This is a genomic window from Butyrivibrio fibrisolvens (assembly GCF_023206215.1).
GTDB lineage: Bacteria > Bacillota > Clostridia > Lachnospirales > Lachnospiraceae > Butyrivibrio > Butyrivibrio fibrisolvens_C.
This window is the reverse complement of sequence record NZ_CP065800.1, coordinates 2,212,480-2,229,982: the sequence shown is the minus strand read 5'-3', so window position 1 is coordinate 2,229,982 and position 17,503 is coordinate 2,212,480. Positions and strand designations below refer to the sequence as shown.

Sequence of the window (17,503 nt, the reverse complement as noted above, 5' to 3'; positions counted from 1 at the left end):
TAGACCTCTCCCTATAACTATGGATCTTACTATAGTTTTTCTATTAAAATGTTTCTTTGACTATTTTTGCTGTATCTTTAACTATTTTTTCTTTTACTGGTTCTTTTCCTTAACTACTTCTCTTCTTTAACTGCTTATTTTTCTCAGCTGCTTCTTTTCCTGGCCTCGCGCTTTATAGCTGACTTTCTCTGAGAACGCGCTGTTTCTTTTTTCTCATAATCTTCATATGCCTTAACGATCTTCTGTACAAGCGGATGGCGGACTACGTCTTTGCTCGTAAGATTGCATACGGCGATATCATCTATATCCTTAAGAACCTTCTGAGCTACATCAAGTCCTGATACAGTGCCGGGTGCAAGGTCCTTCTGAGTAGCATCACCAGTTACGATAACCTTAGAACCAAAACCTATTCTTGTAAGGAACATCTTCATCTGAGCCGGAGTTGTATTCTGGGCTTCATCAAGGATGATATATGCATTATCAAGGGTTCTTCCTCTCATATAAGCAAGAGGAGCCACCTCTATAAGTCCCTTCTCCATATTAGCAAGGAATCTCTCTGTTCCCATTATCTGATAGAGCGCATCATATAAAGGTCTAAGATATGGATCGACCTTGCTCTGAAGATCACCCGGAAGGAAACCAAGCTTTTCTCCTGCCTCTATAGCAGGTCTTGTAAGGATGATCCTGGATACTTCCTCTTTCTGAAAAGCTGTTATAGCCATCGCCATGGCAAGGTATGTCTTTCCGGTTCCTGCAGGTCCAAGACCGAATGTGATCATATGAGATCTGATAGAATCAACATATTTCTTCTGTCCAAGTGTCTTGGGCTTAATAGGCTTGCCTGTCGTAGTATGGCATATAAGATCCGAGTCAATATCCAGAAGGATACTGTCATTGTCTATTTCTGTATCTTTGTCACTTCCCATGTCGTCACTGTCCTCTTTTAATGTTATAGCGTAGTCAACGCTCTGTTCTTCGATGTTGCTGCCCGCTGACGAGAGCTTGGCAAGCTGTCTTATGATATCAGCCGCCTTCTGGGCATCTTCCTGTCTTCCGACTATACGAAGCTGACCTTGTCTGTCTGTTATCTCTACGCCGAAGTTATTCTCAATCTTCTTCATATAGCTGTCATTACGGCCGAATATATTCCGCATCTCATCGACCGTAAGATCTATTCTGATCTCTGTTATGTATTTCATTTATGGTACGGCTCCCCGCTTAGAATTTTATATGATCTGTATATCTGTTCCAGTAGTACAACTCTCATCATCTGATGAGGAAAAGTCATATCCGAAAAACTGATCTGTCCGTCTGCTCTTTCTAAAACTGCATCAGACAGTCCCAGCGATCCACCTATCACGAACTGGATATGACTGCATCCGGATATCGCATATGAATCTATCCATTTTGCAAATCCGGGAGAATCAACCTTTTTTCCTTTGATAGCCAGAGCTATGACCTTGGCCTTAGGATCGACATGCTTTAAAAGCTTCTCCCCTTCCTTGTCCTTGATCATCTGCTCTATAGCTTCAGGAGCATTGTCAGGTGTCTTCTCATCTGCAACCTCGATGATCTCAGGTTTGCAGTATCTGGTAAGACGCTTAGTATATTCTGCTATAGCGTCATTCCAATATTTTTCTTTTATCTTGCCTACACATAGTATACTTATTTTAATAATTTCACACTTTCCGTATCCTTTTAAGAAAAGATCTCACTATAATATTTTTCTATAAATCTATCCAGCATATCTTCATCCAGATTCAGGAATTTAGAAGTTATGCGTTCTTTCATATATGCTGTCCTTTTATAAAATATGACACCGTCTCCGGACATATCATCGTCTGGGTCTTCTGCTTCAAGAGCGTCGCAGATAGTATCTGCTGTAAGATTATCTACGCACCATTCATGAATCTTGTCAGCCAGAGTGCTCTCCTTGACAGCTTCCTCGTTGAACCTTTTGTAATTCCTCATGGCCAGAGCACCCATGACTATAAAAAGCACAAATAATGAGCCCATTATACCTGTTGTCATATATTTATTAAACATAGGCATTGCAAGGGGATTTTTGATAAGCATGTATATATCAGCAATAAGTCCTAAAGTACCGACACTTATAAGTACGACAGCTGAGGAATGATTATCCTCTGCCATATCTTCATTAGATCTGTATCCCATTATAATAATCCTCCAATAATACGCATACATCCTAGTGTACTGACTCGTTCATATTTAATCATATATGAACGAGTCAGCGCACTAAATATAATATTTTGAAAATGCGTAAGATTTTCTTATCTATCGTCCCCTTTATATAATACCCCAAGACTATCTTGAAAGCTGTGTCGCGATTAGTCACAGAACGTGTAAAATCATAGACCAAAGGTATTTATAACTCCCTATATAATACCACAAAAGGGCATACAGGTTGAACCCGTACGCCCTTATTATGTAAATTTTTCTTTAATAAAAGTTAAAAATTAATCAAGAGATCTGAGGTACTCATCGATACCTGCTGCAGCAGCTTTGCCGGCTCCCATTGCAAGGATAACTGTAGCTGCACCTGTTACAGCATCTCCACCTGCAAATACACCCTTCTTGGATGTCTGACCGTTATCTTCCTGTGCAATGATACATTTACGCTTGTTGATCTCAAGTCCTTCTGTTGTAGAACTGATAAGCGGATTAGGACTTGTTCCAAGTGACATGATCACAGCATCACATTCGATCTCGAACTCAGAACCCGGGATTTCAATAGGGCTTCTTCTACCTGATTCATCAGGTTCGCCAAGTTTCATCTTAATGCATCTGCAACCTCTTACCCATCCTTCTTCATCTGTAAGGATCTCTACAGGATTGTTAAGAAGGTCAAATACTACACCTTCCTGCTTAGCATGCTCAACTTCCTCTTTACGTGCAGGAAGCTCTTCTTCAGAACGACGATATACAACATGTACCTCTGAACCAAGACGAAGTGCTGTTCTGGCAGCATCCATAGCAACGTTACCACCACCAACTACTACAGTCTTCTTAGGATGCATGATAGGTGTTGTAGAATCCTTGCTGAATGCCTTCATGAGGTTTGAACGTGTAAGGAACTCATTGGCTGAGAATACGCCAAGTGCCTGCTCACCCGGGATATGCATGAACTTAGGAAGTCCTGCACCTGATCCTACGAATACAGCATCAAATCCTTCATTTTTCATAAGAGAATCAATTGTTACACTCTTACCGATGACAACATCCTTCTCGATCTTAACACCGAGCTTTTCTACGTTCTCGATCTCTTTCTTAACAACTTTCTCTTTAGGAAGACGGAATTCAGGAATACCGTATACAAGAACACCGCCTGCTTCATGAAGTGCCTCAAATATAGTTACATCATATCCAAGCTTAGCAAGATCTCCTGCACATGTAAGGCCGGAAGGACCTGATCCAATAACAGCGACCTTGTGATTCTTCTTCTCTTTAGCACCCTCTGGTACGATGCCCATCTCTCTGGCTGTATCAGCAACATATCTTTCGAGCTTACCGATAGATACAGGCTCACCCTTGAAGCCTCTGATACACTTACCTTCACACTGTGACTCCTGAGGGCATACACGTCCGCATACAGCAGGAAGTGCAGAAGACTCGCTGATGATCTGATATGCAGCTTCTACATTGCCCTCTTTAACTTCTTGAATGAAAGCAGGGATATTGATGGCAACAGGGCATCCCTTCTGACACTGAGGATTCTTACAGTTAAGACAGCGTGTTGCTTCAGCCTCAGCCTCTTCCTTGTTATAACCAAGACATACTTCTTCAAAATTCGTAGCACGAACCTTAGGGTCCTGCTCACGAACAGGAACTCTCTTTAAAACATCAACTTCTATAGCCATTTGTTAATCTCCTATTTTATTCACAAACTCCGCAGTGACCCTTATGTGTCTCGCCTTCTTCTTCAGCAAGCTTAAGTCTTGTTTCCTCGTTCTTATAAAGCTTCATTCTGTTCATAGCCTGATCGAAGTCAACAAGGTGACCATCAAATTCAGGACCATCAACACAAGCGAACTTGACCTGATCTCCAACTGTAAGACGGCATGCACCGCACATACCTGTTCCATCTACCATGATAGTATTCATGGATACGATAGTAGGTATTCCGAGCTCCTTAGTGAGCTTACATACGAATTTCATCATGATCATAGGTCCGATGGCGATACACAGATCATACTTGTGACCTTCATTAACAAGATCCTCAAGACACTTTGTAACCATACCGCTTCTGCCATATGAACCATCATCTGTTGTTACATAGAGATTACATACAGTCTTGAAACGATCTTCAAGGATTACAAGATCCTTGTTCTTGGCACCTATGATAACATCAGCTGTAACTCCATGTTCCTTGAGCCACTTAGCCTGAGGGTAAACAGGAGCTGTTCCAACACCACCTGCTATGAATACGATCTTCTTGTTCTTAAGTTCTTCAGGGTCTTCCTTTGTAAGATCTGAAGGATTACCAAGAGGTCCTACTACGTCAGCAAAGCTGTCTCCTGCTTTCATCTTAGCAATCTGATTGGTCTCAGCACCGATTGACTGAACTACAATCTCAACAGTTCCCTTTTCTCTGTCATAATCGCAGATTGTAAGAGGAATACGCTCACCCTCTTTATCTACGCGCACGATCAGGAACTGTCCTGGAAGACATCCTGCTGCTACACGTGGAGCCTCGACAACCATCTGATATATATGGGCTGCCAGCTCATTTCTTTCCAAAATCTTGAACATAGTCCTGTTTCTCCTTACTTAAATAATTTCAACTTTTCAGTATCATAAAACAAATTGTAAAACATTGCAACACTTAAACGTGGTAAAGTGGCAACGTTAGAAACTAAATTCATTTGTTTAAAATAGGTCTTAGGCCGGATCTGTCCATAAATAGCGGACTTCCGGGCCTTAGCTAAGCTGTTTAAGGAAATAATTTCCTGCTCCGTCCGTGCCAAGACGGTATACAGCTCCGTCGTGCACATTTACCGCGTATAAAAGTCCTGTAGCTGTGGCGCTGCCATCTGTAGACATATGATACTCTGTAAAAACATAATAGTCGCCACTGGATATAACTTCTGTGGAAGTAACAGAATATGTATTATATCCGTCCATTCCAGCAACCGCTCCGCTTCCGTCAAGAAGGTAGCCTTTTTGAACAAGCGAAGTGATCAGTAGTGATGCTGCAGATTCTTCTGAGACATTGACCGTATAATGAAGTGAATATGTACGCTCTACTATCTCACTTGCAGCTCCTGTCTCATTGTCGATGGCAACAAATTTATATACTGATTCTCCGTAAGGCATGCTTACAGGTCCTGTATATAAAGTTGATGATGCAGTCGGATCGCTTCCATCTGTTGTGTAATATACATTAGTTACTTCTGAAGTAACTACCGCTATCTGGGTATCAACGTTATAATTGCCACTATCCTCTATTATAGTCGGTGCATCAGGTATTGGCATAGCGATCTCATATGTAACTGTTGCAACTTCAGACTTGACTCCGTCACTATCTACAAGGACAGCCTTGAGGGTGTATATACCATTTTTATCAAATACTATAGGATCTACACCATTGAAGATAGAATCCGCAAGTGTAGGTGTAACCCCGTTGATAGTATAGTATATAGAGCCTTCTCCGGCTTCGATATAAACTTCAATTTCCTCATCATAAGTTCCGGAAGCCACTGAAAATGTCGGAGCTTCGGGACCTTCCCCAGTAAGCGCAGCTTCCTGTGATGAACCTTCCAGGGAAGAATCGCTTGCTGACACAGTACTCTTAACTGACGGATTATCTGTTTTAACATCAGATGATCTGTCGTTGATAAGATAATAAACTATACTTCCAAGAAGTGCTATCAGAACGATACATAATATACATATCGTCACTTTATAGCTGCCGAATATATGACCTTCTTCATTGGAATCAAAATCATCTTCCTCGTCATAATCATCATATTCGTCATCAGACGTATCATCGCCGTCATCAAGACTGCTGGCCAGAACAGACAATGATTCATCTATTCTGTTCTCTACAAGCGGATCAAACTCCGGTACAATTTTAATTTCTTCACCACATGATGGACAATATACCGCATCATCCGGTATAAAAGCTCCGCATTTAGGACACTTCATAACTAACCTCATTGCAAAAAATCAGAAAAGACCTGTGATCTTGCCATTATCATCGACATCTATATCGAAGGCTGCCGGTCGCTTAGGAAGACCAGGCATTGTCATAATGGAACCGGTCATAGCTACTACAAAGCCTGCTCCGGCTGATACATAAGCTTCTCTTACAGTGATCTTGAAATCCTTAGGTCTTCCAAGAGCTTTCTGATCATCAGAAAGTGAATACTGAGTCTTGGCCATACAAACAGGGAGATTGCCAAAACCAAGCTCTGTGATCTTCTGTAGCTGCCTTGCAGCTGCAGGTGTATATGTTACGCCATCTGCTCCGTAGATCTTGGTAGCAATGGTATCTATCTTATCTGTAAGCGACATATCAAGCGGATAGATAGGCTCATAACTGCTCTTTTTATTATTAAGAGTATTCATGACCATACGGGCCAGCTCTTCGCCGCCTTCACCACCTTTTGCCCAAACTTCAGAAAGAGCAAAGTCGCAGTCACGTTCATGGCAAAAATCTCTTACATAAGCTATCTCAGCTTCTGTATCAGATGTGAAAGAGTTAAGAGTTACAACAACAGGAACGCCGAACTGCTGCAGGTTCTCTATGTGCTTCTCAAGGTTCACGATACCTTTTTTAAGCGCTTCAAGATTCTCCGTAGCAAGCTGATCCTTAGCTACTCCGCCATTATATTTCAAAGCTCTGATAGTTGCAACGAGTACAACTGCATCAGGCTTAAGGCCTGCCTGACGGCACTTGATATCAAGGAACTTCTCAGCTCCAAGATCTGCACCAAAGCCTGCTTCTGTAATTGCAACATCTGCAAGGCGAAGAGCCGCATTGGTAGCACGTACTGAGTTACATCCGTGAGCGATATTGGCAAAAGGACCACCATGGATGATAACAGGTGTATGCTCAAGTGTCTGTACAAGGTTAGGCTTTATGGCATCCTTTAAAAGTGCAGCCATAGAACCAACTGCGTTAAGATCCCTAGCTGTAACCGGCTTTCCATCATATGTATAAGCCACAATGATACGACCAAGTCTATCTTTAAGATCACTTATATCATTAGCAAGACAGAATGCTGCCATGACTTCAGTAGCAACTGTGATAGCAAAATGGTCTTCTCTTACAAAACCGTCAGCCTTAGCACCAAGACCTACAACAACATTACGAAGGGTTCTGTCGTTAAGATCAAGACATCTCTTCCATACGATCTGTCTTGTGTCTATTCCAAGTTCATTGCCCTGCTGAATATGATTATCAAGAAGGGCAGCAAGGAGATTGTTAGCAGATGTAATTGCATGAAAATCTCCTGTGAAGTGAAGATTGATATCTTCCATGGGAACGCACTGTGCATATCCGCCGCCTGCTGCTCCGCCTTTGATTCCGAAACACGGTCCAAGTGATGGCTCACGAAGAGCTGCAACTGTCTTTACTCCGATCCTGTTAAGAGCGTCAGCAAGTCCTATGCTGGTTGTGGTCTTACCCTCTCCGGCAGGTGTAGGATTGATAGCAGTAACAAGTACCAGCTTGCCGGCAGGCTTGTTCTTAAGACTCTGAAGAAATTCCTCAGTGATCTTGGCCTTATATTTGCCATAAGGTTCAATATCATCTTCTGTCATTCCTACTTTTGCTGCAATTTCCTTGATTGGCAGTTTAACCGCCTCCTGTGCGATCTCGATGTCTGTTTTCATAAATCTCCTCCTTCATATAGCTTTTGACTTAAATTTTAAGTCCCGGCTGTCTATAAATATATGTCATATCCTTCAGGTAATCAATCACATATTTCATTTCCTGATCATTTATTTTTTTGCGATCAGTTTTCTCTAACCATTAAGTCTAGTATTATTATGGTAAAAAAACTCTGACCATCAGGAACTTTTCATGATAAAAATCTCTGACCATCAATTTCTTTTCATTACCAGATTTTTCTAAACATCAGGCCCTGTTTATGACTATATATTCCCGCTTATTTTGATCCGTTTAGAAGAGACTCGAATTCATCCTTGGACATAAGTACCTTCCTTGGCTTAGTACCCTCTTCCTCACCGACTACGCCAGCTTCGCAGAGCTGATCCATAATACGTGCAGCACGGTTAAAGCCTATTTTAAACACTCTTTGGAGATTACCAATAGAAGCTTTTTCCTTATCAATGATAAACCTACCGGCATCTGCAAAATACTCATCTCTGTCAGGACCGCCTGATGCAGAGCCGTCCGCAGATGATGAACCGGACTGTCCTTCCATCTTCTGAACAGCTTCCTGTATCTCTGTATCATAAGTATCATCCTGCGAATCAGCTTTGATGTAATCTGTAACCTGGCTGATCTCAGAATCAGAAACAAATGCGCCCTGAAGTCTTACCGGTTTGCTGACACTCTGCGGATAAAAGAGCATATCACCCTTACCAAGCAGCTTCTCTGCACCGACCATATCAAGGATAGTACGGCTGTCTGTACCACTGGAAACAGCAAATGCGATCCTGCTGGGCATGTTGGCCTTGATAAGTCCGGTGATGACATCAACAGAAGGACGCTGAGTTGCGATAACAAGGTGTATTCCGCAGGCTCTTGCAAGCTGAGCCAGACGACAGATTGCTTCTTCTACTTCATTGGCAGATACCATCATAAGGTCTGCAAGCTCATCTACTATGATGACGATCTTAGGAAGCTTCTTAAGGCTTTCATTCTCTGCCATATGAGCTTCTACATATTCGTTGTAGCCTTTAAGATCTCTAACCTCTGCCTCTGCAAAATACTTATATCTTCTGGTCATCTCTGCAACAGCCCAGTTAAGAGCCGCAGCAGCTTTCTTGGGATCTGTGACAACAGGTATGAGAAGATGAGGAATACCATTGTACACAGACAGCTCTACGACCTTAGGATCGATCATGATAAGTCTTACATCTTCAGGCTTAGCCTTATAGATTATAGACAGTATCATCGTATTGATACATACAGACTTACCTGATCCCGTCGCGCCGGCTATAAGCACATGAGGCATCTTGGCTATATCAGTAACTATCGTCTTGCCACCTATATCCTTGCCGACTGCAAAGGAAAGATCTGCCTTGGATTCCTTGAACTCTCTTGATTCAAGAAGCTCTCTTAGAGACACTGTGACATTTTCCTTATTAGGAACTTCGATACCTACAGCTGCCTTGCCGGGGATAGGGGCTTCTATCCTTATATCAGTTGCTGCAAGGTTGAGCTTGATATCATCCTGCAGATTGACGATCTTGGATACCTTGACTCCAACTTCAGGCTGAAGCTCATATCTTGTAACAGTAGGTCCCTGGCTTATATCTGTGATAGTAACGTTAACTCCGAAGGTCTTAAGTGTCTTTTCAAGCTTGGCTGCTGTCTGTTTTAATACCTTGGCAGAATCTGCATTCTTATTGCCCATTCCGGGTTTAAGAAGGCTGGTAGGCGGGAACTTGTACTTCTTTGGCGGCTTAGCTGCACTTGCTGTGGCAGTCTGTGCTGTCTTACTGCCAAGACTTGTGTCTGATCCTGTTCCTTCAAAAGCAGGTCTTGCCATCTCATTTCGGCTTCCGGATGCTGCTGAAGGAGCCGCTCCATTAGAATAGCTTATCTCTCCCGGCATATATGAAGGTTCTTTTGCCATAGAATCAATCTTCTGAGTAGATCTGGATGCAGATACATGATCCTGGGCATGGATTCCATAACCTTCTTCTGATATTCCGTTACCATAATCCCTGCCGCCTGCATGGATCAATATATCATCCTGAGAAGATTCAGAACTATCATCTTCCGGAAGGTGCGCCTTGAGCTTGCCGGTAAATCTGTGCTGTCCATCAGGTTCAACCACAGTCTGCATCTGCTCAAACTTAAGGTCAGTACCTGCATAGATCTCATTTCTGGTCTGGGACGAAGGTGCATCACTTCCGCTACTCTCTATACCGACATCACCTGCATCCAGCGTGCTGTCAGCCTTAACATTCTCATTAAAGCCTGCTTTATAAGTCTGAGTATCCTCTGATCTATTATCACTGGCGCTGACTCTATACCCGGCATCTGCCTGTTCTTCATAAGAGGTATTGAATGTAATCTCATGTATATCATCATGTACTTCCGAATTGTCCGGAACATAGAAGGAAGTATGGATCCTTGGTTCAGGTTTTGGCTCTTCCATGATCTCTTCTTCCTGATCGTATTCAGGCTCATCAAGATAGCCATCATCATCAGACATTGTACCTGAATCTTCAAAATCACCGCTCGCCCTCAGGTCAGTATTGGTATCTACTCCTGATACATAGTGATCCATCCTGAGAATCTTCTCATCCTCTTTTTGCTGAAGGAGGAGCTCTTTTTCCCTTCTCTGAGCTTCTCTTCTTTCTTCTAAACGCATCCTTCTTACGCGGACCTGCTCAGAATAGGCAGCCGCATCCTCATAAGCCCTTTCTTTGAGCATATGAGTTCCCTTCCTTACGCCCCTTATAAGGGACTTCTCTGTAAGAACCACAAGGCAGATAGATGCTGCAACTATAAGGATCAGCACAGTTCCTATAAGTGAAAAAGTGTGATCGAGAAGATAAGCGATAGAGCCGAACAACACTCCGCCGCCGTTGTGTCCTATAGCAGCACTTTGATATATATCCGAGATAACGAATTCCAAGGCAGATGTCCTGCCCGAAACCAGTTCAAAAACTATGCCCATGATAAAAGTAAGACCTATACAGGACAGAATCTTGCGAACTGCCGGAATGCTCCCATGGTTGGATATATAGAACACTACCATTCCACCTACTATAAGTGGCATAACAAAAGCAAGAAGGCCAAAAAGTCCGAACATTATCTCACTCAAAAAACCGCCAAAAGCACCCAGAAGCCCAAAGTTGCACAGGAAAAGAGCAATTGCCGCAGCTATAAGGACAATTGCCGTTATCTCACTTTTTAATGCATATCCAAGATCATCCTGCTCGTCATACATCCTGGCATCTATGTAGTTATCTCGGGAAACTCTTTTGGAAGTAGATCTGTTACTGCCACCTTTTAAACTCTTGGTTCCTTGGGACTTACTTCTTGATGAAGTCCTCTGCTTACTACTGCCTTCCCTTGATTTAGTCTTTCTAACACTGGAATTTGAAGCTGACATATTCTCCCTGACCCCTTAAAAAAATTTTGGGATAAACGCAGGATAAGTAATGACCACTCCTGCTTAGTTTTCTTTTAAGTATACCATTTTAGAATCGTTTATGCTATACTTTATGCGGCGACGTATTTGACGCACTATTATGGTTGAAGCATTTAGAAAGCAGGAGTAATACTAATGGAATTTAAACAGGTTATGGACTCAGGGTCCTTCAAACAGGTAGGTAATGATACTTCTTCATTCAAGATCAAGGAAGTAGCTGAAAAGTGCAGACTGGTTCAGACAGACAATGGTCTCAAGGTAGATTTCAACTATACAGGACCTAATGCCAGCAGCTATCTTCAGTATGTTGAGAAGCACAGAGAGGAGCTCACAGAATATCTTCTGAATCCCGATGTTGCTGATTATTATGAGTGGCTTGAGATGAGCCATCAGACACCTATCACTCTTAAAAAGCACGAAAAAGAAGCTCTTATCATCTATGTTAACTTCAGTCCTGAGACTAAGGTTATGGAGACCGGTATCTCTGATGATAATATCACTATGAAGCTTGGTGCTCCTCTTATCAGTCTTGAAATCGACAAGATGACTAGAGATGAATTCAAGCTTAGCATTTATAATATGCTTCTTCTTGCAGATGAGATCGCTGTAGGAATGGGCAATGAGAATCTTCGCAAGATGGCCAATATCGAGATGGTCAAGACATACCTTGCAGAGATCTATGACAAGTACACAGAGCGTCCTACAATGTGATCGTTCATGGTACTGCCAACCAAAAAACAAAACAAGTAGCCGGAAAGTGGAACTATTGTTCAGCTTTCCGGCTTTTTTGTATGCTTGCGATACGGATCTGGCGACGCGGTAGGCTGCGCCCGGCGGTGTGGTATCTTCAAAGGATTTGCGATGGGGATATGGCTCTGGGCAGGCAGAATAATAATCATTGCCGCGCTTTAATTGTTTTATAAATTCAGGGCATGATATCTGGATATTTATATTCAAGGGTCCGAAACTCGCTTCGCTCAGACATGCGGACCCTGAGATGAATATAAATCTCCATCTATCATGCTCCTGAATTTTTATAAAACAATTAAAAAGCGCGGCAATGATTATTATTCTGCCTGCCCAGAGCCATATCTTCCCTCGCAAATCCTTTGAAGATACCACACCGCCTGAAGGAGAATTGTTTCAATTATACTTTTATCCAATATAAAAAGAAGCTTGTTGCTTTATATAGTTCTTCTATCAAAATATAGCAACAAGCTTCTTCTCTACTCAGTATTTCCATTAATGCGACTAATACGCTACTTGACTTAGTTCTTTTTTCCAACGAAGAGTGTTCCAACAACCTTCTTGTCGAGGATGTCGTATATTTGTTCTGGTCTTTGGCCGTTGATTACCAGGACGTCGATACCTCGGCTGGTAGCCAGCTGGGCTGCATCCATTTTGGTGATCATGCCGCCTGTGCCTCTGTTGGAACCTGAGTCGCCGGCTTTGTTGCGGAGTTCATCGTCTATGTTCTCTACTCTGCTGATGAGCTTAGCGTTGGGGTTGGTCTTTGGGTTGGAGTCGTAGAGGCCGTCTATGTCTGAAAGGATTATGAGCTTTGCAGCTTCGCAGAATACTGCAACTACAGCAGAGAGCATATCATTATCAGAGAAGAGTTTCTTATCAGACTCGATCTCGGCATGGCTTATGGAGTCATTTTCATTAATGATGGGGATTATGTGATTTTCCAAAAGCGCGTTTAGTGTATTAGTAAGATTCTCTCTTCTTTCGGGATTTTGTACGTCTTCATTACTAAGAAGTATCTGGCCTACAAGTCTTCCGTACTCTCCAAAGAGTTTGTCATACAGATGCATGAGTTCCAGCTGTCCGACTGCTGCCGCTGCCTGTTTTAGACCCAGATCCTTGGGTTTTTGTGCAAGGCGCATTTTGCCGGCACCTACTGCTATAGCTCCTGAGCTTACAAGGACAAGATCATATCCCATGTTCTCTACTGCAGAGAGTGCTCTGCACAGGTGATCCAGTTGTCTTATGTTAATATCGCCTTTATCGTTGGTGATGGTGGATGTTCCAACTTTTACTACTATTCTCTTTTTTGAAAGCGCCATGATGACTGTTCATCTCCTTTATTCTGTACTTCAAGCTTATTACCAATTATAGTTACAATACCCATCTACTGCAATGTGGTAAATTAATCAAGTCGTTTTACCCTACCGCAAAAAACATCAGTAATATATTTATTTTCTTCTAATTCTAAATTCTCACTTGTACAGTGTAGTATCACCAAAGGTATTGCATCGTACAAGTGGGAATTTTGAGTTTCTAAAAAGTAATAGCACTTTTATATTCCTTAAGTGCTGCGTATTCGCGCTTGTATAGGCCGTACACTGCTATATCTTTATAGTGGTAATCTTCATATTTTCCAAATATATCAAGCGCTTCCCCAATTGGCACCCAGGCATTGGTGTATCCTGCAAGCTTCTCAGCTTCTGTAAGATGCTGAACTTTTGTATCTTCCACAAGTTCGCATATATAATAGTGGTTTATGTGCCTCCAGACATCAAAGAGCTCTTCAATATCAAGATATTCTTTTACAGCCCTTGTCTTGCAACCTGTCTCTTCCAGCATCTCGCGTTCGCAGCAATCAGCGTAGTTCTCATGCCCTTCTACTCCACCGCCGGGGATTATGTACAATCCGCTCCCTGGCTCGTGACACAGAAGGATTTTTCCGTCTTGCACAAGTATTCCTCTGCAGGCGTGGCGGAGCTTCTCTATGCGTCCTACAAAGTCATCGTTTAAAAGCTGCATCTGTTTTACAGGTGTATTACCAAATTCTTTTATCTGCTGATACACCTTATCCGGGACTTCGCTTACAAACTGTCGCATCAAATCTGCTGTGTAAAATTTATGACCGGATACATCAATAGGATCAGGGAGGTTGTACTGCACATCTATGAGATGCCTTTTCATCTTTGCTATGCAAGTAGCTTTCACATAGTCTTTGCAATCTATTTCATGTGAGTTTTCAAGAAGCTCCATGATCTCATCTGCATCATCAATGTTCTGATACAGCCATCTGTCTATCCTCATATATTCAGGGGAATATCCTTCCTTGAATTCCTCTAAGCTTAGAGGCGGCATCATCTTTTTTTGCAGAGTACGCCATATTGACAGGTCGTTCCAATAATCCGTGAGACAGTGAACGACTATCCCGGTGTAGAACGCCTTTAGATTTTGGTCTTCTTCAGTTACTACATATCTATACCAAAAAGCCTTGATATTTAAGATCCAGTTGTCGTAGTTCTGCGTATCTCCCCAGGGCCCGCAGTTTTCGAAAAGGTGCGAATGGACCTTCTTACTAAGATAGTCATCGTCAAAATGGACCGAATCCGGGGCTACTGAACCAAGAATGAACTCTTCCTTACCCTCATCAATCCCCAATCTGTCTATAAGTTTGTACGCAATCTCCATGTGCGTGATCTGTCCAGCCATGTGCCGTCCTCCCAAAATTTTAATTATTCACTCAAACTTCCCGCTTGGACGGCACGGTATCACCAAAGGATTTGCAGTGACTGGTAGTATATAGATCATTGCCATGCTGTTAATCGTTTTAAACTTCATGGCACGATAGCTGGCGCTTTTCATTCTGGGGTCCAAACTCGCTTCGCTCATACATGTGGACCCCGGGCAGAATGAAAAACTCCATCTATCATGCTCATGAAGTTAATAAAACGATTAAAAAGCATGGCAATGATCTATATACTACCAGTCACTTCAAATACTTTGGCGATACCGCGCCGTCCAAGCGGGAAGTTTGAGTTATTTAAAAACAATTCCTCGCCCTGTCCCTCAGGACTGTTTTTCGAGATGCAAAATATTCCTTGTAACTTCTTCCCTAGCGACCATTATATCACAAGCACTTCTCTTTAATAAAAAGGCAACCAAGATATTCTCTCGATTGCCTAAAAACGGTACATATTAAATTGTAATGCTATTTATTTTGCCATTGCATTTGTCACAAAAGGAAACTTAATAATAAGCTCCTTATCCTTCTCAATCATGCTAAGAAGTCTGCTTGCAGCTCCTGATGGATGATTTGTTCCTGCTTCCCATGCTTCAACTGTCTTGTCTGAAACGCCCATATAACTTGCAAATATCTTCTGTGACATTCCAGTTGAATTTCTTATTTTTTTTACTTCATCTGCTTCATATACTTTAACAGGCTCAACTGTTATCTTATGCCTTTTAAGTACCTTCTTAGCACTCTTGGCATCTTCCAATGCTTCATTAAGACCTGTCATAATGCTTTCATATACGCTATTACTCATATTATTCACCTCCAAGGCTCTTCTTAAGTGCTTCAATGACTTTCATCAAATCCTAAGTTGTCCCAGTTGCAGGAAAACTCCGGTGTCTGTATAAATGTTCTTGTAATAGTTCCTCCTGTTACCTTTAATATGCTCCCTATTCAATAGGGTGTCAATTCAATTTTAAGCGACTTCACCTTTATATAACAAGTCGCTAAGCTCTTCACGGACAGAAGCATATAGGTGAAAATATGCCAGTGAGCATGTCATCTCTGCAAGTTTATTTCTCAGGCTACATGTAGCTGCCTTAGTAACAGGATCAACCATAAGTACACATACCATTCCCAATCGCTTATGGGTATCCTTTAAGATTGGACTTCCATAAACATAAAGAACTTCTTTTTCTTCATCTGTTAACCTTGACATCTTAGTTCATCACTTTCTTTTTTATAATAAAAAGCACATCAGCAAGATCAAAATCTGTCTGGTGTGCTTTACAAATATCATAATAAAGATGATCATATATTATTGTTTCTAAGTTGACTTAAGGTTTCTAAGCTCACTTAGCATGGTATCTGATGTTGTGATGACACGGCTGTTGGCCTGGAAGGCACGCTGAGCTGTTATCATCCTTGTGAACTCGTCTGACAGGTCTACGTTACTTGCTTCAAGAACGCCTGTAGATATAGAGCCGCCGCTTTCTGTAACGGGAGCTATATCAGGATCTCCGGAAGCATTGGATGCTGAGTAGAGATTGTCTCCTTCATTGACAAGACCTGTTGCATTCATGAAGGTAGCTGTAGCCATCTGAGCCAGAAGTCTTGTATCGCCATTGGTATACTTAGCATATATCCTGCCGTCTCTTTGAATAGCGATTCCGGACATCTTGCCATCTTCCTGACCTTCGCCATTGCCTTCCGCATCACCTCTTGATGTCCTGAATGTTGTGGTTCCGCTTGTATTGTAATTGGTAGTTCTGCTTATATCTACCGTAATACCTACGCCGCCAACATTAATATTGGCAGTTTCTGCACTTGTCAGCTTGCCATCTGCAGGGCTGTAGGTAAGTTCTATCTCCTGCTCTTCGAAGTCAACTTTTTTACCAGCAGAATCTGTAACTCCAGTGAGCTTCATAAGATAAGTTGTATCATCATCGTCGCCTGCATCTGTCAAGGAGAAGTTGATATTATAAGACTCGAAGCCTTCCTCTCCCGGGACGAGGGCTGCGGCTGATACGCCGTGACCTTCATTGGTATGAACAGAGGGGTCCATCTTGTCTACATTACCTGTAACAGTTATATATGTGGTGGGCTCGCCGGGTGAATCCTCGACATCAGGACCCATGAGCATGATCCTGTCAAGAGCGCCGTCTGTATTGACTGTAGCTCCGTCAGCAGATTCCCAGCCAAGGACATAATAGCCCAGAGATGATGTTACAAGATAACCTTCATCATCCTCAGGATTGCCTATCTCATTGATCTCACCATCAACGAAGAAGTCACCATCTCTTGTATAGTACTGATTGGTACCATCAGTTACTACAAAGAATGCATCTCCATTGATCATCATGTTAAAAGGGGCTGAAGTTGTAAGAGCAGAACCCTGCTTGGTAATATTGGTGTCTACAGCGGCTACTCTACCGCCAAGACCTATCTGAATAGGATTGATAGAGCCGGTCGCTTCTGAAGGACCGGATGCTCTTTGCTTACTCTGATAGAGAATATCAGAAAAATTGGTAGCCTTCGACTTGTAGCCGTTGGTATTGACATTGGCAATATTATTGCCGATAACGTCCATCTGTGTCTGGTGGATATTAAGTCCTGAGACCGCCGAGTATAAAGATCTAAGCATAAAAACCTCTTTTCCTGGTATCACATACGCCGCTTCCTGCGGCGGGTTCTTCCCTGAACGTGT

Annotated in this window: 14 protein-coding genes; 1 reads left to right on the top strand and 13 read right to left on the bottom strand. The window is 42.3% G+C overall.

All coding sequences use genetic code 11. The features are described from left to right. Positions 1–143: 143 nt before the first annotated feature. The 8 genes from I7804_RS09205 to I7804_RS09170 form a co-directional block, all read right to left on the bottom strand. Positions 144–1,199 carry a PhoH family protein gene (locus I7804_RS09205; RefSeq protein ID WP_092042119.1) on the bottom strand — a complete coding sequence of 352 codons (1,056 nt, stop codon included), beginning with the start codon at positions 1,197–1,199 and terminating at the stop codon, positions 144–146. Beyond that, positions 1,196–1,675 carry a 23S rRNA (pseudouridine(1915)-N(3))-methyltransferase RlmH gene (rlmH, locus tag I7804_RS09200; RefSeq protein WP_027204717.1) on the bottom strand — a complete coding sequence of 160 codons (480 nt, stop codon included), beginning with the start codon at positions 1,673–1,675 and terminating at the stop codon, positions 1,196–1,198. Before rlmH ends, I7804_RS09205 begins: the two co-directional genes overlap by 4 nt. A 23-nt stretch (positions 1,676–1,698) precedes the next feature. Beyond that, a complete protein-coding gene (locus tag I7804_RS09195) occupies positions 1,699–2,175 on the bottom strand; it encodes a hypothetical protein (RefSeq protein WP_248403058.1) in 477 nt (158 codons plus the stop codon). A gap of 302 nt (positions 2,176–2,477) precedes the next feature. Further along, entirely contained in the window at positions 2,478–3,878 is a 1,401-nt protein-coding gene (gltA, locus tag I7804_RS09190; RefSeq protein ID WP_022754862.1) for an NADPH-dependent glutamate synthase, read from the bottom strand. 16 nt (positions 3,879–3,894) lie between these two features. Further along, a complete protein-coding gene (locus tag I7804_RS09185) occupies positions 3,895–4,770 on the bottom strand; it encodes a sulfide/dihydroorotate dehydrogenase-like FAD/NAD-binding protein (RefSeq protein ID WP_110073794.1) in 876 nt (291 codons plus the stop codon). Positions 4,771–4,938: 168 nt separating this feature from the next. After that, positions 4,939–6,165 carry a chitobiase/beta-hexosaminidase C-terminal domain-containing protein gene (locus I7804_RS09180; protein WP_248403057.1) on the bottom strand — a complete coding sequence of 409 codons (1,227 nt, stop codon included), beginning with the start codon at positions 6,163–6,165 and terminating at the stop codon, positions 4,939–4,941. 21 nt (positions 6,166–6,186) lie between these two features. After that, complete coding sequence (locus I7804_RS09175) at positions 6,187–7,857, bottom strand: formate--tetrahydrofolate ligase (RefSeq protein ID WP_110073796.1); 1,671 nt, start codon at positions 7,855–7,857, stop codon at positions 6,187–6,189. A 275-nt stretch (positions 7,858–8,132) separates the two neighbouring features. Next, positions 8,133–11,282 carry an FtsK/SpoIIIE family DNA translocase gene (locus I7804_RS09170; RefSeq protein WP_248403056.1) on the bottom strand — a complete coding sequence of 1,050 codons (3,150 nt, stop codon included), beginning with the start codon at positions 11,280–11,282 and terminating at the stop codon, positions 8,133–8,135. Between the two features lie 174 nt (positions 11,283–11,456). Between I7804_RS09170 and I7804_RS09165 the strand changes: the two genes are divergently transcribed. Then, positions 11,457–12,032: a hypothetical protein gene (locus I7804_RS09165; protein ID WP_022754857.1), complete on the top strand. Its 576-nt coding sequence runs from the start codon at positions 11,457–11,459 to the stop codon at positions 12,030–12,032. Between the two features lie 557 nt (positions 12,033–12,589). Here the strand turns inward: I7804_RS09165 and proB are convergent. The 5 genes from proB to I7804_RS09140 form a co-directional block, all read right to left on the bottom strand. Then, the gene (proB, locus tag I7804_RS09160) at positions 12,590–13,390 is read right to left on the bottom strand and encodes a glutamate 5-kinase (RefSeq protein ID WP_027219099.1); all 801 of its coding nucleotides are present in this window, start codon (positions 13,388–13,390) and stop codon (positions 12,590–12,592) included. A 214-nt stretch (positions 13,391–13,604) separates the two neighbouring features. Continuing rightward, the gene (locus I7804_RS09155; protein ID WP_248403054.1) at positions 13,605–14,774 is read right to left on the bottom strand and encodes an NUDIX domain-containing protein; all 1,170 of its coding nucleotides are present in this window, start codon (positions 14,772–14,774) and stop codon (positions 13,605–13,607) included. Positions 14,775–15,277: 503 nt separating this feature from the next. Continuing rightward, positions 15,278–15,610, bottom strand: a complete 333-nt coding sequence (locus I7804_RS09150; RefSeq protein WP_248403053.1) for a helix-turn-helix domain-containing protein — start codon at positions 15,608–15,610, stop codon at positions 15,278–15,280. Positions 15,611–15,772: 162 nt separating this feature from the next. After that, positions 15,773–16,015 carry a hypothetical protein gene (locus I7804_RS09145; protein WP_248403051.1) on the bottom strand — a complete coding sequence of 81 codons (243 nt, stop codon included), beginning with the start codon at positions 16,013–16,015 and terminating at the stop codon, positions 15,773–15,775. Positions 16,016–16,123: 108 nt separating this feature from the next. Continuing rightward, positions 16,124–17,440 (bottom strand): flagellar hook protein FlgE, encoded by a 1,317-nt coding sequence (locus I7804_RS09140; RefSeq protein WP_248403049.1) that lies wholly within the window; start codon positions 17,438–17,440, stop codon positions 16,124–16,126. Between the last annotated feature and the right edge of the window lie 63 nt (positions 17,441–17,503).

Coding starts and splice junctions, on each gene's coding strand:
- I7804_RS09170 (WP_248403056.1), bottom strand. CDS start 11,282: ATGTCAGCTTCAAATTCCAGTGTTAGAAAGACTAAATCAAGGGAAGGC.
- I7804_RS09205 (WP_092042119.1), bottom strand. CDS start 1,199: ATGAAATACATAACAGAGATCAGAATAGATCTTACGGTCGATGAGATG.
- I7804_RS09145 (WP_248403051.1), bottom strand. CDS start 16,015: ATGTCAAGGTTAACAGATGAAGAAAAAGAAGTTCTTTATGTTTATGGA.
- I7804_RS09175 (WP_110073796.1), bottom strand. CDS start 7,857: ATGAAAACAGACATCGAGATCGCACAGGAGGCGGTTAAACTGCCAATC.
- I7804_RS09185 (WP_110073794.1), bottom strand. CDS start 4,770: ATGTTCAAGATTTTGGAAAGAAATGAGCTGGCAGCCCATATATATCAG.
- gltA (WP_022754862.1), bottom strand. CDS start 3,878: ATGGCTATAGAAGTTGATGTTTTAAAGAGAGTTCCTGTTCGTGAGCAG.
- I7804_RS09180 (WP_248403057.1), bottom strand. CDS start 6,165: ATGAAGTGTCCTAAATGCGGAGCTTTTATACCGGATGATGCGGTATAT.
- I7804_RS09195 (WP_248403058.1), bottom strand. CDS start 2,175: ATGGGATACAGATCTAATGAAGATATGGCAGAGGATAATCATTCCTCA.
- I7804_RS09165 (WP_022754857.1), top strand. CDS start 11,457: ATGGAATTTAAACAGGTTATGGACTCAGGGTCCTTCAAACAGGTAGGT.
- I7804_RS09150 (WP_248403053.1), bottom strand. CDS start 15,610: ATGAGTAATAGCGTATATGAAAGCATTATGACAGGTCTTAATGAAGCA.
- I7804_RS09140 (WP_248403049.1), bottom strand. CDS start 17,440: ATGCTTAGATCTTTATACTCGGCGGTCTCAGGACTTAATATCCACCAG.
- I7804_RS09155 (WP_248403054.1), bottom strand. CDS start 14,774: ATGGCTGGACAGATCACGCACATGGAGATTGCGTACAAACTTATAGAC.
- proB (WP_027219099.1), bottom strand. CDS start 13,390: ATGGCGCTTTCAAAAAAGAGAATAGTAGTAAAAGTTGGAACATCCACC.